This window comes from Saccharopolyspora soli, assembly GCF_022678645.1.
GTDB lineage: Bacteria > Actinomycetota > Actinomycetes > Mycobacteriales > Pseudonocardiaceae > Saccharopolyspora > Saccharopolyspora soli.
Map to the genome: position 1 here is coordinate 45,610 of NZ_JALBWV010000050.1, position 24,362 is coordinate 69,971.

General features: G+C 70.4%; 20 protein-coding genes. 9 read left to right on the forward strand and 11 right to left on the reverse strand.

The window, feature by feature from the left end; genetic code table 11:
• Positions 1-7: 7 nt before the first annotated feature.
• Positions 8-202: a DUF3046 domain-containing protein gene (locus MOQ72_RS31085; protein WP_242189312.1), complete on the reverse strand. Its 195-nt coding sequence runs from the start codon at positions 200-202 to the stop codon at positions 8-10.
• 37 nt (positions 203-239) lie between these two features.
• Between MOQ72_RS31085 and MOQ72_RS44725 the strand changes: the two genes are divergently transcribed.
• Positions 240-371: a hypothetical protein gene (locus MOQ72_RS44725; protein ID WP_277954949.1), complete on the forward strand. Its 132-nt coding sequence runs from the start codon at positions 240-242 to the stop codon at positions 369-371.
• Between the two features lie 4 nt (positions 372-375).
• On the opposite strand, the gene MOQ72_RS31090 is transcribed toward MOQ72_RS44725, so the two are convergent.
• Positions 376-2,190 (reverse strand): Hsp70 family protein, encoded by a 1,815-nt coding sequence (locus MOQ72_RS31090; protein ID WP_242189313.1) that lies wholly within the window; start codon positions 2,188-2,190, stop codon positions 376-378.
• 155 nt (positions 2,191-2,345) lie between these two features.
• Between MOQ72_RS31090 and MOQ72_RS31095 the strand changes: the two genes are divergently transcribed.
• The gene (locus tag MOQ72_RS31095) at positions 2,346-6,917 is read left to right on the forward strand and encodes an ATP-dependent helicase (protein WP_242189314.1); all 4,572 of its coding nucleotides are present in this window, start codon (positions 2,346-2,348) and stop codon (positions 6,915-6,917) included.
• Between the two features lie 78 nt (positions 6,918-6,995).
• Complete coding sequence (locus tag MOQ72_RS31100) at positions 6,996-7,208, forward strand: hypothetical protein (RefSeq protein WP_242189315.1); 213 nt, start codon at positions 6,996-6,998, stop codon at positions 7,206-7,208.
• On the opposite strand, the gene MOQ72_RS31105 is transcribed toward MOQ72_RS31100, so the two are convergent.
• From MOQ72_RS31105 to MOQ72_RS31115, 3 genes are all read right to left on the reverse strand, one after another.
• Positions 7,195-7,713, reverse strand: coding sequence for a GNAT family N-acetyltransferase (locus tag MOQ72_RS31105; RefSeq protein WP_242189316.1), 519 nt, complete (start codon positions 7,711-7,713; stop codon positions 7,195-7,197). The genes MOQ72_RS31100 and MOQ72_RS31105 overlap by 14 nt on opposite strands.
• A gap of 141 nt (positions 7,714-7,854) precedes the next feature.
• Positions 7,855-8,625 (reverse strand): maleylpyruvate isomerase N-terminal domain-containing protein, encoded by a 771-nt coding sequence (locus MOQ72_RS31110; protein ID WP_242189317.1) that lies wholly within the window; start codon positions 8,623-8,625, stop codon positions 7,855-7,857.
• Positions 8,622-9,068 carry an SAV_6107 family HEPN domain-containing protein gene (locus MOQ72_RS31115; protein ID WP_242189318.1) on the reverse strand — a complete coding sequence of 149 codons (447 nt, stop codon included), beginning with the start codon at positions 9,066-9,068 and terminating at the stop codon, positions 8,622-8,624. Before MOQ72_RS31115 ends, MOQ72_RS31110 begins: the two co-directional genes overlap by 4 nt.
• Before the next feature lie 318 nt (positions 9,069-9,386).
• Here MOQ72_RS31115 and MOQ72_RS31120 point away from each other — a divergent pair, with 318 nt between their 5' ends.
• Positions 9,387-10,013, forward strand: a complete 627-nt coding sequence (locus MOQ72_RS31120; RefSeq protein WP_242189319.1) for a GNAT family N-acetyltransferase — start codon at positions 9,387-9,389, stop codon at positions 10,011-10,013.
• Between the two features lie 68 nt (positions 10,014-10,081).
• Here MOQ72_RS31120 and MOQ72_RS31125 read toward each other — a convergent pair whose 3' ends face one another.
• Entirely contained in the window at positions 10,082-11,761 is a 1,680-nt protein-coding gene (locus MOQ72_RS31125; RefSeq protein WP_242189320.1) for a DUF885 domain-containing protein, read from the reverse strand.
• A 75-nt stretch (positions 11,762-11,836) separates the two neighbouring features.
• Here MOQ72_RS31125 and MOQ72_RS31130 point away from each other — a divergent pair, with 75 nt between their 5' ends.
• The gene (locus MOQ72_RS31130; RefSeq protein WP_242189321.1) at positions 11,837-12,526 is read left to right on the forward strand and encodes a DUF3153 domain-containing protein; all 690 of its coding nucleotides are present in this window, start codon (positions 11,837-11,839) and stop codon (positions 12,524-12,526) included.
• Here MOQ72_RS31130 and metF read toward each other — a convergent pair whose 3' ends face one another.
• The gene (metF, locus tag MOQ72_RS31135) at positions 12,527-13,396 is read right to left on the reverse strand and encodes a methylenetetrahydrofolate reductase [NAD(P)H] (RefSeq protein ID WP_242189322.1); all 870 of its coding nucleotides are present in this window, start codon (positions 13,394-13,396) and stop codon (positions 12,527-12,529) included.
• A 237-nt stretch (positions 13,397-13,633) separates the two neighbouring features.
• Here metF and MOQ72_RS31140 point away from each other — a divergent pair, with 237 nt between their 5' ends.
• Positions 13,634-14,761: a polyprenyl synthetase family protein gene (locus MOQ72_RS31140; protein WP_242189323.1), complete on the forward strand. Its 1,128-nt coding sequence runs from the start codon at positions 13,634-13,636 to the stop codon at positions 14,759-14,761.
• The gene (crtI, locus tag MOQ72_RS31145; protein WP_242189324.1) at positions 14,761-16,227 is read left to right on the forward strand and encodes a phytoene desaturase family protein; all 1,467 of its coding nucleotides are present in this window, start codon (positions 14,761-14,763) and stop codon (positions 16,225-16,227) included. The genes MOQ72_RS31140 and crtI overlap by 1 nt, the downstream gene beginning before the upstream one ends.
• Before the next feature lie 31 nt (positions 16,228-16,258).
• On the opposite strand, the gene MOQ72_RS31150 is transcribed toward crtI, so the two are convergent.
• Complete coding sequence (locus tag MOQ72_RS31150; RefSeq protein WP_242189325.1) at positions 16,259-16,624, reverse strand: Rv2175c family DNA-binding protein; 366 nt, start codon at positions 16,622-16,624, stop codon at positions 16,259-16,261.
• A 172-nt stretch (positions 16,625-16,796) separates the two neighbouring features.
• Between MOQ72_RS31150 and pknB the strand changes: the two genes are divergently transcribed.
• Both pknB and mptB read left to right on the forward strand, forming a co-directional pair.
• Positions 16,797-18,764, forward strand: coding sequence for a Stk1 family PASTA domain-containing Ser/Thr kinase (gene pknB / locus MOQ72_RS31155; protein ID WP_242189326.1), 1,968 nt, complete (start codon positions 16,797-16,799; stop codon positions 18,762-18,764).
• Between the two features lie 262 nt (positions 18,765-19,026).
• A complete protein-coding gene (mptB, locus tag MOQ72_RS31160) occupies positions 19,027-20,595 on the forward strand; it encodes a polyprenol phosphomannose-dependent alpha 1,6 mannosyltransferase MptB (RefSeq protein WP_242189327.1) in 1,569 nt (522 codons plus the stop codon).
• A gap of 54 nt (positions 20,596-20,649) precedes the next feature.
• Here the strand turns inward: mptB and MOQ72_RS31165 are convergent, their stop codons facing one another.
• From MOQ72_RS31165 to MOQ72_RS31175, 3 genes are all read right to left on the reverse strand, one after another.
• Positions 20,650-22,038 carry a class II 3-deoxy-7-phosphoheptulonate synthase gene (locus MOQ72_RS31165; protein WP_242189328.1) on the reverse strand — a complete coding sequence of 463 codons (1,389 nt, stop codon included), beginning with the start codon at positions 22,036-22,038 and terminating at the stop codon, positions 20,650-20,652.
• 81 nt (positions 22,039-22,119) lie between these two features.
• Positions 22,120-22,596, reverse strand: a complete 477-nt coding sequence (locus tag MOQ72_RS31170) for a TIGR03618 family F420-dependent PPOX class oxidoreductase (RefSeq protein ID WP_242189329.1) — start codon at positions 22,594-22,596, stop codon at positions 22,120-22,122.
• 63 nt (positions 22,597-22,659) lie between these two features.
• Positions 22,660-24,126: an MFS transporter gene (locus MOQ72_RS31175; RefSeq protein WP_242189330.1), complete on the reverse strand. Its 1,467-nt coding sequence runs from the start codon at positions 24,124-24,126 to the stop codon at positions 22,660-22,662.
• Between the last annotated feature and the right edge of the window lie 236 nt (positions 24,127-24,362).

Here is a 24,362-nt window from a genome sequence, read left to right on the forward strand (position 1 = left end):
GCCGCCCTCAGCGCCGTTCGGTGGGTACCTCGAAGGCTTCGCAGACCGCCTGCCAGACCTCTTTCGTCGACGCCCCGGCTTCCAGGGCCTGGTCGACGGTGCGCCCACCGAGGGACGAGAACACGTGGTCCTGGGCCAACATCTCGGCGCGGACCCGGCCGAACTCCTCGGCCATGCGTTGGCGGAAAGCTGTGTGGCGCATCGGCGACCAGCCTACGCGCCGCCCGTACCCTGGTGGTGTGCTGCTCTTGCTGCAGACCGACCCGACCGGCTTGTCCACCCCGCTGGGACAGGCGGCGATCGCTGCCGGGCTGCTGGCCGTGGTGGTGCTCGCGGTGCGGTTCCTCTGGGAGCACCGCAACCGCAAGTGAGCGATCAGGCCGTGCCGGGTTGGATCGTGTCCTCGAAGTCGTCGGCCATCTTGTTCGGGTCGAGCTGCTGGTCGTCGTTGGGTTTGAGCACCATGCCCACCAGCGGCCGGTCGTCGACGGTGAACACCAGGGTGCCGAAGGTGCTGCTGGTGACCGCGCGGTAGGTGCCGGACAGGCCGTTGCCGCTCCAATCCGCCTCGACCTGGTCGCTGGTCACCCCGTTGAAGTTCAGCAGCAGGTCGGCGCGCTGCTGCGCGGCTTCCTGCGAGTCCAGCTGGGTGTAGATGATCTGGGTGCCCTCGTTGGGGTTGCCGATCGAGCAGGAGACCACGGTTCCGTCGAGTTCCCGCAGGCCGGGCATGATCCGCTGCCAGCCGGGCGCGCAGTTGGAGTGCTCCGGGACGTCTCCGGCGAGGTTGCGCAGGCAAGCGGTGAAGCCCTTGGCGTCCCTGGTGCCGGGCTGCTGGCATTCCGCCGCGCTGGGCACGTTCGCGGTTCCGGTGGTGCGCAGCACGATCGCCACGATCGCGACGAGCACCGCGACGGCGGCGACCGCACCGAGGCCGATCAGCAGGTTGCGGCGGGAGTCGGGTTTGGCGGTCGGTTGCGGGTAGTGCGGTGGTGCGACCACGGGGTGGGTGCGGATCGTGTCGGGTTCCCGGTACCCGGTCTGGGGTTGCCCGGCGTAGGGGATTCCGACCGGGGCCGACGGCGGGTTCGTCCGGAAGTCCTGCGTCCACATCGCGGCGCCGTCGCGGGACACGTGGTGCGCGCCGAGCGCGACTGCGGTTTCCGGCTGGTCGAGGGTGGTCGGCACGATCCGCAGTTGCTCGCCGATGAGGCTGGCGACCAGCGGCAACCGGCTGGAGCCGCCGACCAGGTAGATCCCGGCGAGGTGTTGCGGTCCCATGCCGTTGGAGCGCAGCACGGAGGCCAGCAACTCGACGCTGCGAAGCATGCTGGGCCGCACCAGTGCTTCCAGTTCGGCGCGGGTGACCAGCACGTCTTCGAAGGGTTCCGGCATCGGCACTTCGGTCTGCGGGTGCCGGGAGAGGGCTTCCTTGGCGGCGCGGACGTCTTCGCGCAGGGCGCGTTGGGCTCGTCGGTCGCCGGTGGTTTCCGGGCGCAGCAGTCGTTGCCAGCGCTGCGGGTCCTTGTTGGAGACCTGTCGTCCGACGTGCTCCAGCAGTGCCTGGTCGACGTCCAGCCCGCCGAGGTCGGCCAAGCCGTCTTCGGCCAGCACCGCGAAGCCGTTCTGGGTGGCGCCCACGATCGCGCAGTCGAAAGTGCCCGCGCCCAGGTCGTAGACGGCCAGTGCCTGGCCGGTGCTGAGGGTGCGGTCGGGGAACGACGTGAAGTGCGCGGCGGCGGCGACCGGTTCCGGGACCAGCACCAGGTTGCAGTTGAAACCGGCGAGCCGGGCGGCGGACAGCAGCACGTTGCGCCGGACCGTGCCCCACTGGGCGGGGTGGGTCAGGCGAACCTCGTCGGGTTGGGCGCCGCCGAGTTGCCGGGCGGTTTCCTCCGCGACCCGGTGCAGCACGGCGGCCATCGCGTCGGTGACGGTGATGACGTTGTCGCCGAGCAGCAGGGTGCTTTCGTCGACGCGGCGCTTCGGGTTCGGTTCGAAGCGGGAGGGGTCCAGCCGGGCGCGGCGTTCGGCGTCGCGCCCGACGATGATGGCGCCGTCCTCAGCTGCGAACACCGCGGACGGCATGGTCGCCGAGCCGTCCACTTCGACCACTCGTGGTGGTCGGCCGTGCGCGGACAGCACCGCGACGGTGTTCGAGGTGCCGAGATCCACTGACAGGACGCGCACCCGTCTCCCTCCCACTGTTGACGCTTCTGGGGTCGAATGCTGCCACGTCCGGCGCGTCGGTTTGCAGAGATCCCCCGGATTCGTCGCGCGACCGGTGGCGGTGCTCACGGCGTCAGAACGGGCCTGGTGTCAGGGCGTTGGTCCAGCATGTAGGGGTGAGCGATGTGTTGGACCGGTTCTCCCCGGCGACCCGCGACTGGTTCCGCGGGGCCTTCGCCGCGCCCACCGAGGCGCAACGCGGGGCGTGGGAGGCGATCGCCGACGGCGAGCACGCCCTGGTCGTAGCACCGACCGGCTCCGGCAAGACGCTCGCGGCGTTCCTGTCGGCGTTGGACAAGCTGGCCGCCGAAGGCGCACCGGCGGAGCCGAAGCTGCGCTGCCGGGTGCTCTACGTTTCGCCGCTGAAGGCGCTGGCGGTCGACGTGGAACGCAACTTGCGCGCGCCGCTGGCGGGAATCCGGCAGGCCGCGCAGCGCCGCGGCAGCGCGCCACCGGACATCCGGGTCGGCATCCGCACCGGGGACACCCCCGCCGACCAGCGGCGTTCGTTCACCCGCACACCGCCGGACGTGCTGGTCACCACGCCCGAGTCGCTGTTCCTGCTGTTGACTTCGGCGGCGCGGGATTCGTTGCGCGGTGTGGAGACCGTGATCGTCGACGAGGTGCACGCGGTGGCGGGCACCAAGCGCGGGGCGCACCTGGCGCTTTCGCTGGAGCGGTTGGACGAGTTGCTGCCGCAGCCCGCGCAGCGCGTCGGGTTGTCGGCGACGGTTCGCCCGGTGGAGGAGGTGCGGACCTTCCTGGCCGGTGGTCGGGCGGTGCGCACGATCCAGCCCGCGCACCCCAAGGAGGTCGAGGTCCGGGTTGAGGTGCCGGTGCCGGACATGGCCGAGTTGGGCGCGTCGACCGGCGAGGTCGACGGTCCGGCGGCGGGCGCGGAGCAGCACACGTCGATCTGGCCATCGGTGCAGGAGCGGATCCTGGAGCTGATCCGGGAGCACCGCTCGACCATCGTGTTCACCAATTCCCGGCGGTTGGCCGAGCGGTTGACGGCCGGGATCAACGAGCTCGCCGCCGAGGAACCGGTGTCGATGGAGCGGTTCCCGGCCGAGGCGGTGGGTGGTTCCGGGATCGGCGGTGGCGCCCCGCCGATCGTGGCCAAGGCGCACCACGGCTCGATGTCGAAGGAGCAGCGGGCGGTCGTCGAGGAGGAGCTGAAGTCCGGGCGGCTGGCTTGCGTGGTGGCCACCTCGTCGCTGGAGCTGGGCATCGACATGGGCGCGGTGGACCTGGTGGTGCAGGTCGAGACGCCGCCGAGCGTGGCTTCCGGGTTGCAGCGAATCGGTCGTGGTGGGCACCAGGTCGGCGCGGTGTCGCGAGGTGTGGTGTTCCCGAAGTTCCGGGGTGATCTCGTCGGTTGCGCGGTGGTTTCCGAGCGGATGGCCGACGGGCTGATCGAGTCGATCGCCTTCCCGCGCAATCCGCTGGACGTGTTGGCGCAGCACGTCGTGTCGATGGTCGCGATGGACACGTGGACCGTGCCGCGGTTGGCGGCTGTGCTGCGTCGGGCCGCGCCCTACGCGGGGCTGCCGGACTCGGCGCTGCACGCGGTGTTGGACATGTTGGCAGGCCGTTATCCCAGCGAGGAGTTCGGCGAGTTGCGGGCCCGCATCGTCTGGGATCGGGTGAACGACGAGTTGCGCGCACGGCCTGGTGCGCAGCGGCTCGCGGTGACTTCTGGCGGCACGATCCCGGATCGCGGCCTGTTCACCGTGACCACGCCGGGCGAGGATGCGGCGGGCAAGGGCGGGGTGCGGGTCGGTGAGCTCGACGAGGAGATGGTCTACGAGTCGCGGGTCGGCGACGTCTTCCTGCTGGGCACGTCGGCTTGGCGGGTGGAGGACATCACCCACGACCGGGTCGTGGTGGTACCGGCGCCGGGTGAGCCGGGCCGGATGCCGTTCTGGAAGGGTGATCAGCCGGGTCGGCCGTTGGAGCTCGGGCGCGCGCTGGGCGCCTTCGTCCGGGAGCTGACCAGCGCGGACAGCGCTGCGGCGCGGTCCCGCATCGCGACTGCCGGGCTGGACGAGTGGGCCCAGGACAACCTGCTGTCCTATTTGGACGAGCAACGGCGGACGACCCGGCACGTTCCGGACGACCGAACGATCGTGGTGGAGCGGTTCCGCGACGAGCTCGGCGACTGGCGGTTGGTCGTGCATTCACCGTTCGGCGCCAAGGTGAACGGGCCGTGGGCGCTGGCGATCGGTGCGCGGATCCGGGAGCGGCGCGGCGTCGAGCCGCAGGTGGCTTCCTCCGACGACGGGATCGTGCTGCGACTGGCGGACGCGTTGGACGATTCGGGGGCGGAGGTGTTGCCGACCGCTGAGGACGTGCTGCTCCCGCCCGAGGAAGTGCAGCAGGTGGTGACCGATGAGGTCGGCGGTTCGGCGCTGTTCGCGGCTCGGTTCCGGGAATGCGCGGCGCGGGCGCTGCTGCTGCCGCGTCGGGATCCGCGGCGTCGCACGCCGCTGTGGCAGCAACGGCAGCGGGCCGCGCAGTTGCTGGCGGTGGCGGCGCAGTACGAGCAGTTCCCGATCGTGCTGGAGGCGATGCGGGAGTGCTTGCAGGACGTCTACGACCTGCCTGGGTTGACCGAGCTGATGTCGCAGGTCGCGGCGCGGAAGGTGCGGGTCGTGGAGGTCGAGACCCCGACGCCGTCGCCGTTCGCGCGCAGCCTGTTGTTCGGCTACATCGGCATGTTCCTGTACGAGACGGACGCGCCGCTGGCGGAGCGCCGGTCGGCGGCGTTGAGCTTGGATTCGACGCTGTTGGCCGAACTGCTGGGTTCGGAGGCGCTGCGGGAGCTGCTCGATCCCGAGGCGCTCGACGAGATCGAGCAGCAGTTGCAGCGACTCGCCCCGGACCGGCATGCCCGAGATGCCGAGTCCACAATGGACCTCCTGCGGTTCCTGGGTGATCTTTCGACCGAGGAGGCCGAGGCCCGTGGCGTGCGGGCGGAGTGGTTGGCGGACTTGGCGGAACAGCGCCGAGTGCTGCGGGTGCGCATCGCCGGGGATCAGCGGTGGCTTGCGATCGAGGACGCGGGCCGGGTTCGCGATGCGCTGGGGGTCGCGCTGCCGGTCGGCGTGCCGGAGGCGTTCACCGAGCCGGTCGCCGATCCGTTGGGTGACCTGCTGATCCGCTACGCCCGCTGTCGCGGGCCGTTCACCGCCGACGCCGCGGCGCACCGGTTCGGGCTGGGGGTTGCGGTGGTGCACGGCGTGCTGGACCGCCTCACCGGTACCGGACGGCTGGTGCGCGGCGAGCTGCGGCCGCTGGAAGCCGGTGGTGGCGCGGCGCTGGAGCACTGCGACGCCGAGGTGTTGCGGCGGCTGCGGCGGGCGTCGCTGGCCCGGCTGCGCGCCGAGGTCGAACCGGTGGAACCAGCCGCGCTGGGGCGTTTCCTGCCTGTTTGGCACGGGATCGGCGCGCGGTTGCGCACCGCGCCCACCGTGGATGACGTGTACGCCGTCGTGGAGCAGCTCGCGGGGGCTCCAGTCCCGGCGAGCGGGTTGGAGTCGCTGGTCCTGCCCGCCCGGTTGCCCGGCTACTCCCCCGCGTTGCTCGACGAGCTGACCGCGACCGGCGAGGTCACCTGGGTCGGCTCGGGTTCCCTGGCCGGTGGTGACGGTTGGATCGCGCTGGCGCCCACCGATGTCGCCGACCTGCTGTTGCCGGACCTGCCGGAGGAACCGGGCACGGATTCCCCGCTGCATCGAGCCGTGGTGTCCGCATTGGACGGTGGGGCGTTGTTCTTCCGGCAGCTGGCCGATCGTGCGGGCGCGATTCTGCTGGAACAAGACGAGTCTGCGCCCGCGGACGACATGGTTACTTCGGCGTTGTGGGACCTGGCGTGGTCCGGCACGGTCACCAACGACACCTTGGCGCCGTTGCGGGCGTTGGTGTCCGGGCGCGGGGCTGCGCACAAGCCGCGCCGCAGCGCACCGCGCGGCCGTTATGCGCGGTTGCGCGCTGGTCGGCCGTCGATGCCGAGCCGCAGCGGCCCGCCCGCGGTGTCCGGACGCTGGTCGTTGGCGCCGCAGCCGTCCGGCGACCCGACGCGCCGGGCGCACGCGCGGGCCGAGGCGTTCCTGGAACGGCACGGCGTGCTGACACGTGGGGCGCTGGACATCGAACGGGTCACCGGCGGTTTTTCCGCGGTGTACAAGGTGCTTCGGGCCATGGAGGAATCCGGTCGGTGCCGACGCGGATACGTCGTCGAGGGTCTTGGAGCCGCGCAGTTCGCGGTGCCCGGTGCGATCGACCGCCTGCGCGCGACGTCCCGGGACGACAACGACGGCGAAGCGGTGGTGCTGGCCGCCGCCGATCCGGCCCAGCCCTACGGCGGTGCGCTGGAATGGCCTGCGGTGATGGGCGAAACACGGCATCGACCGGGCCGCAAGGCCGGTGCGCTCGTGGTGCTCGTGTCGGGCGGAGCGGTGTTCTACGTCGAGCGCGGTGGCAAGTCGTTGCTGTCATTCACCGACGACGAATCGGCCTTGCGCACCGCTGCTGCCGGGCTGGCTCGGATCGTCCGGGACGGCTGGTTGGACCAGCTCGCGGTGCAGCGCGCCGACGGCGAAGGCGCGTGGGGATCTCGCCTGGCGGCGGTGCTCACCGAGGCGGGTTTCCGAGCCACTCCCAAGGGCTTGCGACTGCGCGCCTGAACCGGGTCGTGAGCGCGAAACCGGGTGGAGGCCGGTTTCGCACTCACGATCTGCCCGAGCCGGGGCAGAATGTGGATGATGATCTGGATCCAGTTCGCCGTTGCCCTGCTTTGTGGCGGGCTGTCGCTGCACTGGTTGTGGCGGCGGGACCGGCCGTGGCGCGGCATCTGGCACTTCTCCGGACTGGTCAGCACGTCCGCGATGGTCGCGGTGGTGGCGTTCTTCGCGACCTACGGCGTGTTCGGCGTGCTAGTGGGCCTCAGCTGGACGCTCGGCGCTACAGCTCCATGAACGGCTTGGCGTAGCGGAATTCGCCCCGGATCGATGGCCGGTAGGTGACCAGGGTGCGGACCTGGAAATGCGAGGCCCAGTCCGGCACCGGCGGTGTGATGCCGTACTTCTCGGCGGGTTCGAAGCCGAACATCGGGTAGTAATCCAGGTGTCCGAGCAGCACTACCATCGGCTCGCCGAGGGCGTCGGCGGCGCCGAGCACCGCGTGCATCAACGCCGCACCGATTCCCTGCCCCTGCAACTCCGGCGGCACCCCGATCGGGCCGAGTGCGAGCACCGGGGTCTCGGCGACGTGGCCTCGGGTGCACACCACGTGCCCCACGACTTCGCCGTCGCGCTCGGCTACCAAGGACAACTCGGGCAACCAGGCGTCGCCCGCCCGCAGCGCGTCGACCAAGCCCACTTCGACCGGGACCTGCCCCGGTTGGGCGGTCTTCGCGAACGCGGCGGTATGAACCGCGCGGATGGCGGCAGCATCGGCGGAGTTCTCACGTCGGATCAGCACGTGCCCACGTTGTCCCAGCCGACCCGGCAGCGCAAACGATTTGTGTTGACCGCCCGGCTGATCCCACGACGGGTGGGACGGGCGATTTCTCGCGAAATCGCCACTTCCCCGCCCCCAGCCAGTCATCCCGCGGAGCTGCGCTCAGCGGGTGGCCAGCTGGAGCAGCCCCCACAGCTGCGCGATCGCATCCGCATCACCGCTGGTCTCCACGGCGCGGTCCGGCAGCCGCCCCCACATCCACAGGTAGACCGCGGTCGCGTCACCACCGACCACGGCGTCTGGCGTCGTGGTCGACACGTCGTCCGAGCTGACCACCGCAGCCCCATTCGGATCAGCGGTGACCAACCAGTTCCGGCCGGCCACGTAGACCCCGACCGAGCAGGGGCGCGTCGCGGTGATGCCGAGCGCGTGCAGCCGGTAGCCGAACCACAACCGCAGCACCTCGTCGATGCCGTCGGCCGCCACGTCGTGCTCGATCGGAGTCGGCTCGACCCCGGCAGCGGCCTGCACATCCACCCGGTGCACCGTAGTGGCGTGCAGCATTCGGCGGAGCCAGAACCGCACGGTGTGTTGCTCCGGCCACCACGTCGGACACGGATCGTGCGGTGGTCGGGAGTTGAACTCGGCGAGCAGGTCGGCCAGCCGGACGGCGAACCGGTTGGTCACTTCGCGCAGTTCGGGCTGGTCCGGCAGGTCCCAACGCCGTTCCGCCTCGACCGATCCCAACCAGGACAGCGTGTCCTCGCAGAGATCACCCAAATACCGCACGGTCTGCCCCAGGGTCCGCCCGGAAGCGCCCCACACCGGTGCGTCGGTATGCGCATCATGGGTCGCCGCGGTGAGCAGCTGGGCCTCGATGCCGAGCAAGTCCAGCATCCGGCCGTAGTCCAGCCCCACTTCAGTACCGTTCATCCCGCCAACCCCAACAAGCTCCGTCCCACGATGTCGATGAACTCCCTGCTGCGCGCCAGCAACGCGTCGGCGGCCAGCCAGGTGATCGTTGGCACCCCGGCCTCCGCGGCAGCCCGCCGGTCCGAACGCGCCGCGAAGTAAGCCGCCCATTCCCGCAGTTCTGGCGCGACCTCGGTCAACAACGTCCACACGCTGGCCGGGCGGCTGGATTCCAGCTGCCAGGAGCGCGACACCACGACCGCGGTCGCGGCACGTAACGCGGCGATGTGCGCCGCCACGAACCGGTCGCCCGGCCGGTCTGCCTCCTCCGCTTCGTGCAGGCAGGTTCGGGCGTGGAGCAGCAACGACAGTGCGCCAGCAGGCGTCTCGGCCTCGGGCGTCGGTTCGTGGTTCTCCACCGAGCGCCGCGGAGCCGGAATCGAGAGATCAGTGGAAAAAGACATCGGCGTTCTCCTCTGCACGACGAAGCCGTCCACGCCTGCCGCGGGGGAAGCCCGGCAGGTCCGGCGGCAGGGTGCTTCCCCCACCCCACCGCCGGACTCGACGATCGAACTTGAGTTCGTCGAACTCGCGTTCGAACACCTTCAGATTAGCGCGCCCGCGCGATCGACTCAAGGAATGCGCCGTAGCTCACCTGTTCGAGTCATGACCAGGGCAGATGATCACTCGGGCGGCCGAATCCGGCATCCGTCGGCGCCGGTGCGATCGGTGGATCGGTTGCGGGAAAGACCTCGCGCCGCAAACGGGTTAGTGTTCGGGCCGTGACCGCCGCGCCATCCCCTCGATGTGACCGGATCACCGAGCTGACCACCGACCAGCTACGGGCACGACTTCCGGAGGCCCTGCAGATCTACGTGACCGCGATGGGGTACCCGCCCACGACCGCCCAGCAGCGCGCCCCGATGTGGTCGGCGCACATGCTGCGCGCGGGCTGGCGCTGCATCGGCGCGTTCAGCGACCACAACGAGCTCATCGGCATCGGCTACGGCTACCTGGGCGCCCCCGGCCAGTGGTGGCACGAGCAGGTCCGCCGCGGCCTGCTGGCCAGCGGCGGCGACTCGGGAGGCTGGCTGGACGACTACTTCGAGCTGACCGAACTGCACGTGTACCCGGGCAGCCAGGGCGCCGGGCTCGGTGAGGAGATCCTGCGCCGCCTGCTCGCGGAAGCACCGGGTAGCAAGGTCCTGCTGTCCACGCCGGAGGGCCCGACGCGGGCCTGGCGCCTGTACCGACGGGTCGGCTTCGCGGACGTCCTGCGCAACTACCGCTTCACCGGCGACCCGCGCCCGTTCGCGGTCCTCGGCCGTCCGCTGCCCCTGGAACCCGCTGATTCCGCACCAGCTGAATCGTCCGGTCGCAACTACCGGGCCCGAAACACGGACGGGTGACGAGTGAAGGGCACCTCTGACCGAGTAAGTCGGTCGAAGGTGCCCTTCACTTGTTGATCAGCGCGCCGTCACAGCAGGGCGAGTTGTTCGCGGAGGGTGTCCAGGCCCATGCCGCCCATCTTGAGGGCCTCGGTGTGGAATTCCTTCACGTCGAAGTCCGCTCCGTGGCGTTGCTTGGCCTCGTCGCGGGCCGCTCGCCAGAGCCGCTCGCCGAGCTTGTAGGACGGGGCCTGCCCCGGCCAGCCCAGGTAGCGGTCGATCTCGTCGCGGACTTGGGCCGGGTCGGTGATGGTCCGGCTCAGCATGAATTCCAGGCCCAGTTCCGGGGTCCAGCGCTCGCCTTCGTGGAACCCGGTGCCCGTCGGGATCTCCAGCTCCAGGTGCATGCCGATGTCGACCACCACGCGCGCCGCGCGGAAGAGCTGGTCGTTGAGCATGCCGAGCAGGTTGCCGTCGTCTTCGAGGTAGCCGAGTTCGCGCATCAGGCGTTCGGCGTACAACGCCCAGCCCTCGCCGTGCCCGGAGACGAAGCAGGCCAGCCGCTGGAACTTGTTGAGCCGCTCCGCCTCGTGCACCGAGGTGGCGACCTGCAGGTGATGGCCCGGCACCCCTTCGTGGTACACAGTGGACACTTCGCGCCAGGTCGGGAAGTCCTGCCGGTCGGCGGGCACCGACCACCACATCCGGCCGGGCCGCGAGAAGTCGTCGGTCGGGCCGGTGTAGTAGGCACCGACGCCACCACCGGGCGGGGCGATCCGGCACTCCAGCCGCATCAGCGGATCCGGGATCTCGAAGTGACTGCCGCGCAGGTCCTGCAACGCCTGGTCGGACAGCTGCTGCATCCACGCCTGGAACGCGTCCTGCCCGTGCACCTGGTAGCGCGGGTCGGCGTCCAGCGCCGCGGCGGCCTCGGCCAGCGTCGCGCCCGGCTTGATCCGGTTCGCGATCTGCTTCATCTCCGCCTCGATGCCGGAGAACTCCTGCCAGCCCCACTCGTACGCTTCCCGCAGGTCCAGCCGGGCGCCGGTGAAGTACCGCGACCACAACCGGTACCGCTGTTCACCCACCGCGTCCTGCTGCGGTGCCTTCGGCAACAGTTCGCTGCGCAGGAAGTCCGCGAGTCCGGCGTATGCCTCGGCCGCCGACTCAGCCGCGGTGTCCAGGTCGCGGCGCAGCGACTCGGCCACGCCTTCGGCCCGGCCGACCATCGCCGCGAAGAACGACTGCCCGCCGCGCCCGGACCAGGTGTCGCACTGCTCCGCGACCTTGCTGACCTGTCGCGCGGCTGACACGTTGCCGTCCCCGGCCGCCGCCAGCAGTCCGGCGCGCAGGCCCAGCACGGCTTCCGGCATCGCCGACAGCCGCCGGGCGATGGTCCGCCACTGCTCCGGGGTCTCCGTCGGCATCAGGTCGAAGACCTGCCGGAGCTCCTGCGCCGGGCTGGCGATCACGTTCAGCGACGCCATGTCCGCGCCGATCTCGTGCAGCTCCAGATCGAGCCCGACCCGCTCGGCGAACACCGCCTGCGCGATGCGCTGCGAGTCGTCTGCTGGCTCGGCGGCCCGCACCGCTGCCAGGCTGCGGCGCGCCAGTTCCGCGCGGGCCCGATGCCCGTCCGGCGAGTAGTCGGTCAGTTCTTCTTCGCCGCCGGGCACGCCCAGATATGTTCCCGCGATCGGATCGAGCGCGACCAGCTCGTCGACGAACCGGTCGCTGATCTCGTGCACGCCGTTGTGGTCAACTCCCATGTCGCAACGCTATCGCGTGCCGCCGACGACCACGCGCTACGGCAATGGAGGTATCGCGGTCGGCAGAAATGCCGGGTGGATGGGAAGATCGCCCGAGTGGAGGGCAAGACGCCGCGCGGCCGAGCCGCGCTCCTGCTGGTCCTGATCGCGGTGCTCGGCACGCTGCTCAGCGGTTGTCTGCACGTCAACGCCGCGCTGAACATCTCCGGTGATGACCTCGTCTCCGGCGAGGTCCTGGTGTCCACCCAGACCGCCGACGGCCAGGTGCCGTTCCGGTTGCAGCCGCCGGACGGGTTGGCCGACCGGGTGCAGGTCACGCCGTACGACAGGGACGGCCGCGTCGGCTCGCACCTGTCCTTCCACGACCTGACCTTCCAGGAGGTCGAGCAGCTCGGCGAAGCGCTGAACCCGTCGGACTCGCGGTACCGGCTGCAGTTGTCCCGCTCCGGCTCGCTGGTGATCTTCGAAGGCTCGGCGGACCTGACCCCGTTGGCGGACACCGATTCCGGTGTCGAGCTGAAGATCAGCGCACCGGGCGAGATCACCAACACCAACGGCCAGGAGAGCGCTGGCACGGTCAGCTGGGTGTTGCAGCCCGGCGAGGTCACCGAGCTGTCGGCCACCTACCAGTTCGCCAACGCCACGGGCATGGACTGGATCGGCTGGGCACTGCTGGTCGGCGCGGGCGCTGTGACCGCCGCGCTCCTGGTGGCGTTGCTCGCGCTGCGCGCGCACCTGCGCCACCGCGCCGAGCAGAACGTGTGATCACAGACCGAGGTTCGCCACCACCTGGCGCGTCGCCTTCGAGCGGTTGAGCGTGTAGAAGTGCAGCGCGGGCACGCCTTCGGCGATCAGCCGCTCGCACAACCGGGTCACCAGATCCACCCCGGCTGCCCGGAATCCCGCCGGGTCCTCGGCCAGCGGCAGCAGTCGCGCCGACACCTCGGTCGGCACCGGCACCCCGGCGAGTTCGCCGAACTTGCCCAGCACGCGCGGCGTGGTGATGGGCATGACGCCGGGCAGCAGCGGGACTTCGCAGCCGTGGGCGGCCACCCGATCGCGCAGGCGCAGGAAGTACTCCGGCTCCAAGAAGAGCTGGGCGATGGCGAATCCGGCGCCCGCGCGGATCTTGCGCACCAGGTATGCCACGTCGGTGTCCAGGTCCGCCGAACGCGGGTGTCCATGCGGAAAAGCCGCCACGCCCACGCAGAACTCGCCGAGTTCGCGGATCAGCCGGACGAGTTCCTCGGCGTAGCTCAACCCTTCGGGGTGCCGGATCCATTCGCCGTTCGGGTCGCCCGGCGGGTCGCCGCGCACGGCCAGCACGTTGCGCACCCCGGACGCCGCGTACCAGCCGATGACGTTGCGCAGCTCGGCCACCGAATGGTCCACGGCGGTCAGGTGCGCCATCGGGGTCAGCGTGGTCTCCTGCGCGATGCGCCCGGTGGTGCGGATGGTGCGGTCCCGGCTGGATCCGCCCGCGCCGTAGGTGACCGACACGAACGCCGGGTCCAGCGGCTCCAGTTCGCGCACCGCCCGCCAGAGGATGCGCTCCTCCTCGTCGTCCCGCGGCGGGAAGAACTCCACCGAGAACGTCGTCCGCTCGGTGTTCAGCCGATCCACCACCGCCGCCATGCCGACCAGGATACGAACGCCTGCCGCTCGTCCACGCGTCGACGCTGGTAGCGGGCCTCGGAGCCGGTCTTCGAAGTGGCCGTCCGGCGCCTGCGCACCGGCACGGTCGACGACCAGCTTCCGGCCGCGCGCAGGTCCCGGGGATCTCGAAAACTACGCTCCGCAGCCGAACCGGTGACCGGGAGCAACCCGCGGACCCGGACGCCGCCGCACAACGGCATCGCGGAGGATGGAGGCGTGCCCCCATCGCATTCGGCCGTCGCGCGCGCAACCGGCAAGGAAGTCGTCTTGGAACTCGACCTGCCCGGTCAGGTCCAGCAGACGTTGACCGACTACCTGCGGACCCGCCGCGCCGAAGCGGCCGATCTCGACCCGGCGTTCGCGGCTGCCGTGGCCGAACTGGCCGACTTCGTGCTCGGTGGCGGCAAGCGGATTCGCCCCACCTTCGCTTGGTGGGGTTGGCGCGCGGCCGGTGGTAGCGCCGAGGGACCGGCTGCGAAGGCGATGCTGCGGGCGGCGAGCGCGCTTGAGTTGTTGCAGGCATGCGCACTGGTGCACGACGACCTGATCGACGAGTCGGACACCCGGCGCGGCAATCCGACCGTGCACCGCAAGTTCGAGCGGATCCACCAGGAGGCGGGATTCTCCGGTGCTGGCCGCCAGTTCGGCTCGGCCGCCGCGGTCTTACTCGGCGACCTGGCGCTGTCCTGGGCCGACGACATGCTGCACAGCGCCGGGATCGCGCCCGACGCGCTGGCCCGCGCGCTGCGGCCGTGGCGGGCGATGCGCACCGAAGTGCTCGCGGGCCAGTACCTCGACGTGCTCGGCCAGTACCGGGGCGATGAGACGCCCCAGGCGGCACTGCGGATCTGCCAGCTAAAGGCCGCTTCCTACACCGTGCAGCGCCCGCTGGAACTCGGCGCCGAAGCCGCCGGGGCCGACCCGGAAGCGCTGCGCGCGCTGCACCGGTTCGGCTCCGACATCGGCGTGGCCTTCCAGCTCCGCGACGACCTGCTGGGCGTCTTCGGCGATCCCGGCGTGACCGGCAAACCCGCCGGGGACGACCTGCGCGAGGGCAAGCGGACGGTGCTGATCGCCGAAGCCGTGGCCAAGGCCCGGCAGCAGGCCGACCAGCCTGCGCTGGACCTGCTGTGCGACGTGCTCGGTGATCCCGAGCTGGACGAGGACCACGTCGAACAGGCCCGATCGCTGCTCACCCGGCTCGGCGCGGTCGAGGCCGTGGAGAAGCGGATCACGGAGCTGACCGGCTCGGCCATGCTCGCGCTGCACACGGCCGGACTGGCCGAACCGGCCGCGTCCCGGTTGGCCGAGTTGGCGATCGCGGTGACCGACCGCAGCCGCTGATGCGCACCGTCACCGGCCGCACGGACCACGTCGTGGTCGTCGGCGCGGGACTCGCCGGGCTGGCCGCCGCACTGCACCTGGCAGGAGCCGGGCGACGGGTGACCGTGGTCGAACGCGCGGCGGTGCCCGGTGGACGGGCCGGGTTGCAGGAGCTCGCCGGGTACCGGATCGACACCGGTCCGACCGTGCTGACCATGCCCGAACTGGTCGATGAAGCGCTGCACGCGGTCGGCGAAACGCTGGCCCAACGCCTCGACCTCATCCCGCTGCAACCCGCCTACCAGGCACGATTCGCCGACGGCTCGGTGCTGGACGTGCACACCGACGGCGCGGCGATGGAGCAGGAGGTGCGGCGGTTCGCCGGGCCCGGGGAGGCGGCCGGATACCGGCGGCTGCGGCGTTGGCTGACCGAGGTGCACCGGGCGGAGATGCACCGGTTCATCGACGCGAACTTCGACTCACCGCTGGACCTGGTGTCACCGGAGTTGGCCCGGCTCGCCGCGCTCGGCGGTTTCGGTCGGCTCGGCCCGGCGATCGGCCGCTTCCTGCGGGACGAACGGCTGCGCCGGGTGTTCTCCTTCCAAGCGCTCTACGCGGGCCTGGACCCGCGACGTGCGCTCGCGCTGTACGCGGTCATCTCCTACATGGACACGATCAACGGCGTGTGGTTCCCACGTGGTGGCATGCACGCGGTCCCGACCGCGCTCGCCGACGCCGCCGCTGGTGCGGGCGTCGCATTCCGCTACCGCACCGAAGTGACCGGCTTGGAGCGGCGGTCCGACCGGATCACCGCTGTGCACACGTCCCACGGCGAGCGGATCGCGGCCGACGCGTTCGTGCTCACGCCTGACCCACCGGTCGTGCACGCGCTGCTCGGCCAGCGATCACGGCGCAGGTTGCGCTGGTCGCCGTCGGCGGTGGTGCTGCACGCCGGGACCACTCGCGGGTGGACCGGCGCCCACCACACGATCTCCTTCGGCGCGGCGTGGCACGACACTTTCACCGAGATCATCCGCGACGGCAGGCTGATGAGCGACCCGTCGCTGCTGGTCACCCGGCCGACCGCGACCGACCCGACGCTGGCGCCCGCGGACCGCGAGCTGCACTACGTGCTCGCGCCGTGCCCGAACCTGCGCACCGGGCCGATCGACTGGGACCGGGTCGGCCCCGCCTACCGCGACGAACTGCTGGGCACGCTCGAACACCGCGGCTTCACCGGCTTCGGTGCCGCGATCGAAGCGCAGCAGCTGGTCACCCCGGCGGACTGGGCAGCTCAGGGGCACGCGGCCGGAACACCGTTCTCAGCCGCGCACACCTTCAGCCAGACCGGTCCGTTCCGGCCGCGGAACCTCCTGCGCGGGATGGCCAACGCGGTGCTCGCCGGTTCCGGCACGACGCCCGGCGTGGGTGTCCCGCCTGTCCTGCTGTCCGGCAAGCTCGCCGCACAGCGCATCACCGGCGGTTGAGGCGTCGAGGGCGGCGCAACCGCGCGGGGCGTCAGAAGCCCATCGCTTGGGCCCTTCTCTTCACCTCGCGGCCGCGATCGCCGCGCAGGGCGTCGATCGGCGTGCCGGGCAGCGAGTCGTCCGGGGTGAACAGCCACCGCAGGATCTCGTCCTCGTGGTAGCCAGCATCCCGGAGCAGGGTGATCGTGCCCGCCAGGCCCTTCACGATCGCCGTGTCGGCGAGGAACGCGGTCGGCACGCCCAACACGCCGTCCCGGCGCAGGGCGAGCAGGTGGCCATCACGGATCAGTTGGTGCACCCGGGTCACGGGCTGACCGAGCCGCTCAGCGACATCGGGCAGCGGGACAACCTCCACATCGGGAGCGAGCACATCCGGGGCAGCAGGGATCGCACTCACGTTGCACACCTTGCCACATCGGCGACCGCGATGCCGTGCACCGCACGGGTTATCTTCGCCCTACGATCATGATCGTGATCGATCCCGCGCCCGAGCGCCGGAGGTGTCCCCGATGCCGCCCGCGCCACCTGCCACAATCGGGTTGGAAAGGTTACCCGGCGGTTGGCGGAAGATGACTCCTGAGACACGCTCCGGACGCGGCGCGAGCCTCGTCGGAGCCATGCTCGAACGCCGGTACCGGGTGGATTCGCTGATCGCCCGCGGCGGCATGTCCACGGTGTACCGCGGCTTGGACACCCGGCTGGAGCGGCCGGTGGCGATCAAGGTGATGGACGCGCAGTACTCGGGTGACCGGTCGTTCGTGGACCGCTTCGAACGCGAGGCGCGCGCGGCGGCCCGGCTGCACCACCCCGACATCGTCGCCGTCTACGACCAGGGCGTGGACCACGGCCCCGACGCCGACCACGTCTTCCTGGTGATGCAGCTCGTCGAGGGCTGCACGCTGCGCGATCTGATCATGGACCGGCGTGGGCGGCTGCCGCTGCCGATGGCGCTGAGCGTGATGGCACCGGTGCTCTCGGCGCTGACCGCCGCACACCGGGCTGGCATGGTGCACCGCGACGTCAAGCCGGAGAACGTGCTGATCGGCACCGACGGTTCGGTCAAGGTCGCCGACTTCGGCCTGGTCCGCGCGGCCGCCGAGGCCGGGACGACCAGCGGCAGCATCATCCTGGGCACCGTCGCGTACCTGTCTCCGGAGCAGGTGACCACCGGCGTCGCCGACGCCCGCACCGATGTCTACGCCGCGGGGATCGTGCTCTACGAGATGCTGACCGGCAGCCCGCCCTACCTCGGCGACACCGCGTTGTCGGTGGCATACCGGCACGTCAACGACGATGTGCCAGCACCCAGCCAGCGGGTCCCGGACATCCCACCAGCCGTCGACGACCTGGTGATCCGCGCGACCCGTCGCGATCCGGCGCAGCGCCCGGAGAGCGCGGAGGCATTCCTCGCCAAGCTGGAGCAGGTGCGCGCCGAACTCGGCATCGCACCGGTGCCGGTGCCGGTCCCGGCGTCCGAGCAGCGCACCGCGCGGATGGTGCCCGACGACCCGCCGACCGAGCAGATCCCGGCCGTTCAGGACGCACCTGCTGGGCCGCACCGGACCCGCGCGATGCTGCGCCCCGCCACGGGCGACGACCACACCGACGAGGTGGCCGCGGTCGCCGTACCGGTCCGGGAACGCCGACGCGGCAGGCGGACGGTGTTGCTGTGGACGGCCGCGATCCTCGCGCTGGCCGCGCTGGTCGGCGGTTCGGCGTACTGGTTGGGTCTCGGCAGTTGGGTCCAGGTGCCGCGAGTCGTCGGCGAGCAGGAGGCGGCCGCGCAGCGAGCTCTCGGCGGCGTGGACCTGACCGGCAACGTCACCAAGGAGTACGACAACGACGTGCCGGAAGGCGTGGTGATCAGTTCCTCGCCGGGGGAAGGTTCCCGGATTCGCAGCGGCGGCAGCGTCGATCTGGTGGTCTCGCTGGGCAAACCCAAGGTCCCGGCGATCGCCGAGGGCACCACGGTGGCCGAGGCCGAAAGCGCGATCCGCAACGCCAAGCTGCAACCCAAGCGCGACGAGTCCGCCGACCAGTACCACTCGACCGTCCCCGAAGGCCGGGTCATCGGGGTCAATCCGGCGCCCGGCACCCCGCTGAACATCAGCTCCGAGGTGACCCTGATCGTCAGCAAGGGGCCACCGCCGGTGCCGGTGCCGGACGTGCGCGGGATGAGTCGCGAGGAAGCGTTCACCACGCTGAGCAACGCCGGGTTCGAGCCCTACGAGGCAGGCCGCCAGTTCGACTCCGGGGTGGACGGCGACCACGTCATCAGCACTGACCCCGCCATCGGCAGCGAGGTCCGGCTGGTCGGTCGGCCGCGGATCGGCGTGGTGCTGTCGAACGCGGTCACGGTGCCCAACCTCAGCGGCGTCCGGGTGGACGAGGCACAGCAGCAGGTCTCCGCGATGGGCCTGACGCTGAGCGTCCAGGCGATCTTCCAGCGCCCGAACATGCAGATCCTGACCAACGTGTATCCGCTGCCCGGCAGCCGCGTCGCGCCTGGAACCACCATCTACGTGAGCGCGTTCTGAATGCTCGGTCCCCGTAGTGGCGGGCGCCCGCGACTACGGGGACGCCGCGAGCCGGTGCTTCGCGGCGGGCCGAAACCTGCACAACTGCTAATGTGATCCTGATCTCTTCCGCTTGCTGTAACGTTCTCCAGCAAGCGGGGGTCTACCAGCGGCTACTTGGCCGCCGATGATCACCGGAAAGCGGGACCGTCGACTCCGACACGACCGATCTCTCCTGGTCACAGCGGGATCGGTGGCCGATTGTGGGATTATTGGCAGCACAATGCCCCCGAGTGTTTCGATCGAGTCGGCGCCCGACTGGTCCGAACGGACCAAGGAGACCTCAGCCGACGAGCCTGGTCTCGGCGGACGTCGGCCGCGTCGTCCGCTGCCCTTGCGCACCATCGCACTGGGCGCGATCGGGTCGTCGTTGCTGCTGTTCGGTTCCTTCGGCGCTGGCGGAACGCTCGTCCACGACCCGATCCTGGGCACCGGACCACTGTCGGTGCTGCGCTACGGGCACGGCCACGACGTGGCCATCGCGGTCGTCTACCTCGGGTTCGCGCTGCTGGTGTGGGCGTGGGTACGACTCGGGCGCGGGGTGATCGCGCATCTGGTCACCTCGCGCGGCGTGCTCTGGGCGACGGCCGCCTGGCTCGGCCCGATGCTCGTCGCGCCGCCGCTGTTCACCCGCGACGTCTACAGCTACCTGGGCCAGGGCCTGCTGGCGTTGAACGGCCTCGACCCCTACGGCGTCGGCCCGTCCACGCTGACCGGCCCGATCCCGGAGAACGTGCACCCGACCTGGCAGACCACCCCGGCGCCGTACGGTCCGCTGTTCATGGGGGTGGCCAAGGGCGTGATCCTGCTGGCCGGTCACGACGTCATCGCGAGCGTCATCGTGATGCGGCTGGTGCTGCTGTGCGGACTCGTGATGTTGATCTGCGCGCTGCCCGGCCTGGTCCGGCACCTCGGCGGACGGCTGCCGGTCGCGCTGTGGCTGGTCGCGGCCAGTCCGATGACCGTGGTGCACCTGGTCGGCGGTCCGCACAACGACATGCTCATGATCGGGCTGCTGGCCGTCGGCACGTTGCTGATGCTCGAAGGCAAGCACATCGGTGGAATCGCGCTGGTGTCGGCGGCGATGGCCATCAAGGCGACCGCTGGGCTGGCGTTGCCGTTCCTGGTGTGGTTGTGGGCGGCCCGGCTGCCCGGCCCGCTGTGGCAGCGATTCATCCGCGCGGTGTTCCCGGCGGTCGGGGTGTTCGCGGTGGTCTTCGGCGCCTGCACGGCACTGGCCAAGGTCGGTTTCGGCTGGCTTTCCGCACTGTCTGCACCAGGCATGATCGTCAACTACTTGTCCGCGCCAACTGCGGTCGGACAGGCCGTGTACAGCCTCGTTTCGCTGTTCGGCGAGACCAACAGCTGGCCGTTCGTGGGCACCGCCCGCACGCTCGGCTCCCTGCTGCTGGTCGTGATCCTCGCCTGGCACTGGTGGCAGGCGCGGGTCGGCGGGGCTGAGGCCGTGCGCCGGGCCGCGATCGTGCTGTGCTGCGGTGCGCTGCTCTCCCCCGTCGTGCTGCCGTGGTACCTGACCTGGGGGCTGGCCCTCGGCTGCGCCTTCGCCTGGACTCCCCGCGCGCTGTCCTACGTGGTAGGCGCCTCGATCGCATTGGTGCTCGCCTACTACCCCGATGGCGAGCAGGCGATGTACAACTGGCCCTTCGTCGCGGTGGGCATCGGTGCCGCTGCGCTCGGCGCGCTGTCCCTGGTGCGCTTCGACCCGCTGGGCCTCAGCGCCTCTTTCGGCCGCTTGTCCCGCACCGCCACAACGCCCCAACCGCACTCCTGACCAGGACAGCAGAAAGGCCCGGAACCGCGTCCGGGCCTTCTGGTGGCTTTCCGATCAGCCGCGCAGCATCTCAGCGACCAAGAACGCCAGCTCCAACGACTGCTGGGTGTTCAACCGCGGGTCGCAGGCGGTTTCGTAGCGGCCCGCGAGGTCGGTGTCGGAGATCTCCTGAGCACCGCCGAGGCACTCCGTGACGTCCTCACCGGTCAGTTCGATGTGGATGCCGCCGGGGTGGGTGCCCAGCCGGTGGTGCACCTCGAAGAAGCCCTGCACCTCGTCCACCACCCGGTCGAAGTGCCGGGTCTTGTAACCGGTGCTGGATTCGTGGGTGTTGCCGTGCATCGGGTCGCACTGCCAGATCACCTGGTGCCCGGACGCGGTGACCTTCTCCACGATCGGCGGCAGCACGTCGCGCACCTTGCCGTTGCCCATCCGGCTGACCAGGGTGAGCCGACCGGGCTCGTTGTTCGGGTCCAGGCGCTCGACGTACTCGACGGCCTGCTCGGGTGTGGTGCTCGGCCCGATCTTGAGGCCGATCGGGTTGGAGATCAGCTCGGCGAACGCGATGTGCGCGCCGTCGAGCTGGCGGGTCCGCTCCCCCACCCACAGGAAGTGGCCGGACAGGTCGTACAGCCGCGGCTTCTCCCGGGTGCTGTCCAGCCGCAGCATGGCGCGCTCGTAGTCCAGCACCAGCGCCTCGTGGCTGGCGTAGAACTCCACCGAGTGCAGGCTGGAGTCGTCCACCCCGCAGGCCGCCATGAACCGCAGGCCCCGGTCGATCTCGGCGGCGACCGACTCGTAGCGCTCGCCAGCTGGCGAGTTGAGCACGAAGTCCTTGTTCCAGTCGTGCACCTTGGTCAGCGCCGCCATCCCGGCGCTGGTCAGCGCGCGGGAGAGGTTCATCGCGGCGCTGGCGTTGGCGTAGGCGCGGATCAGCCGCGACGGGTCGTGGCGGCGCGCTTCCTCGGTGGCGACCAGCGAATTGATCATGTCGCCGCGGTAGGACGGCAGCCCGAGCGCGTCGTTGTCGCTGGACCGGGGCTTGGCGTACTGGCCAGCGATCCGGCCGAGCTTGACCACCGGCATGCTCGCGCCGTAGGTCAGCACGACCGCCATCTGCAGCAGAGTGCGGATGTTGCCGCGGATGTGCGGCTCGGTGTTGTCCGCGAAGGTTTCCGCGCAGTCACCGCCCTGCAGCAGGAACGCTTCGCCCCGAGCGACCTGCGCGAGGTGCTGGCGCAGCTGGTCCACCTCGGAGGGAACGGTCACCGGCGGGACGCTCTCCAGCACCTTCCGGACGTTCTTGATCTGGTCCGGGTCCGGCCACTGCGGCTGTTGCATGGCGGGCCGGGCCAGCGCGTCGTCCAGGCGGGCGCGCATTTCCGGCGGTAGCGGCGGCAGCTCGGGCAGCTCGTCTACGGGCACGTCGACGGTCCAATTCACCCGTCCAGAATAAGCGCTGTCCGCCAACGGTTTTATTCGGGCGATCCGGCGCCCCGCGCGGATGCCCCAGCGGACGTCGATTCAGTAGGTGCCGCCGAGCTTGCGGTGGTCCCAGGTGATCTTCCGGGTCGGGGTGAAGCGCAGCCCGACGCGCTTGGCCGCCCTCGCCCGCAGCGCGGCGCGCGCCTGCTCGTCGGCCGCCAGGCCGCTGGGGGACAGCGAACCGTAGCGCTGGGTCAGGCCCAGACCGATGCGCTCGACGTCTTCCGGGGCTTCCAGGATCTGGACGTCGCATTCCAGCGAGACGCCGCGCAGTTCGCCGTATTCCGCGCCGGTCTCCAGCAGCAGGGTGGCCCGCGGGTCGCGGCGCAGGTTCAGCGTCTTCTGCGACCTGCTGTAGGACCACACCTCGATCACCGGGCCGTCGTGCACGAACCACATCGGCACCAGGTGCGGCCGCCCGTCCGATTTCACCGTGGCCAGCACCACGATCCGGCGCTGGCCGATGAAGTCGACGATCTCGTCCTCGGACATGGTGATCTGGCCGCGCCGTGACATGCCTGCTCCGGTTTCCGTGCGGGTTTCGCGTCCCGCCGATCTTCAGCCGCGAGCCGCCCGACGTCAACGGGCGACGCTGCCCGCCGTCTCGCGCTGCCAGGCGTCCTCCGCCGCATCCGCGTCGTAGCCCACCGGCTCCCAGCGCTTGGCCAGCAGCGCGACCAGGCCGAGCAGCGGGGCGAGTGCGATCACCCAGAACACCCCGCTGCCCAAGGCCGAACTGAGCACCGGGAAGAAGAACAGCGCCAACGTCGAGCCGACCCGCAGGGTGCCCTGGTTGAAGCCGATCCCGGTGCCGCGCATCGTCGTCGGGTAGCTCAGCGAGGCGAAGCTCATGAAGTGCGCACCCGGCCCGGAAGCCTGCGCGAACATGAACGCGCCCAGCGCGAAGATCGCGAACAGCACGTACGCGGTGGCCGAGGGCTTGCCGATGAGCGCCAGCACCACCAGCGATGCCAGCTGCACGGCGAAGCCGAGGAAGGTCATCGTCCAGCCACCGACCTTGTTGGCCAGCCGGATGCCGAGCAGACCACCGGTGACCGCGAAGGCCAGGTTGAGCACCAGCGAGGCGCTGATCGTGTTCAGCGCGCCCTGGGAAAGGAGGCTCGCGATGATGATCGGCAGTCCGTAGGCGACCGCGTTGTAGCCGAAGGTCTGGGCGACGCCGATGGTCAGCGCCTGCACGGTCCGAGCGCGGTAGCGGCGTTGGAACAGCTGAGCGAATTCCCGCAGGCCGCGGCGCTGCGGCTGCGGCTTCGCGACGTCCGCGTCCGCGGCGACGACGGCGTTGACCCCGTAGGACTTGCGCAGGATCTCCGCGGCCCGCGCCAGGTCGCCCTGGTTGGCCGCCCAGGACGGCGATTCGTTCATGTACTTGTTGCGCACCAGCAGGATCACCAGTGCGGGCACCGCGCCGAAGCCGACGGTGAACCGCCACAGCAGGCCGTGGTGCTCGTCGGGCAACGCGAAGTACAGCAACATGATCACCAGGTAGCAGCCGCTGGTCGCGACGTACCAGGCTGGCGACCACGCCGCGGTGCGCGCCCCCTTGCTGCCCTTGCCCTTCAGCCGGGAGAACTCGGCCAGGAAGGCCATGGCGACGGGGATGTCCATGCCGACGCCGAAGCCCATCAGGAACCGGAACAGGATCAGGATTTCCATGTTCGGCGCAAGCGCGCAGCCGATCGCGGAGATCACGAAGAACAGCATGTCCGCCATGAACACCCGGTAGCGGCCCAGCCGGTCGACCAGCAGGCCGCCGAGCCAGGCGCCGAAGATCGCGCCGACGCCGATCGACGCGGTGACCGCACCGGCCCCGGCTGGCGACAGGCCGAACTGCTGCTTGATGTCGGTGATGCCGTAGGCCAGCGAGGAGAGGTCGTAGGCGTCCAGGAAGATCCCGCCGAGCGCCAGCAGCACGATCATCTTCGCGTGGCTGCCCCGCGCCTCGCCCGAGTTGACCAGTTCGGTGACGTCCCGAGCCGAGCGGATGAGCACGGGCTCCGGCTCGGCGACCGGTTGCGTGGACACGGTGGTTCCCTCCGAGTTCGTTGGCTAGTTCCTCGCGGGTGCCGCACCGCAACCCACTGAAGTCGCGAGGGATTACCCTAACCGGCCGAACCTCGACGTCCACATGCTGGAACAACCCTGGTCAGGTGATGAGTGAAGGGCGCCTTCCACCGGCTTACTCCTTGGGTTCTAGGGGTGGTTGCAACACCTGATTTGTTCAGGGGTTGTGGTGTTCGAGATCCGCGAGGGCCGGTCGC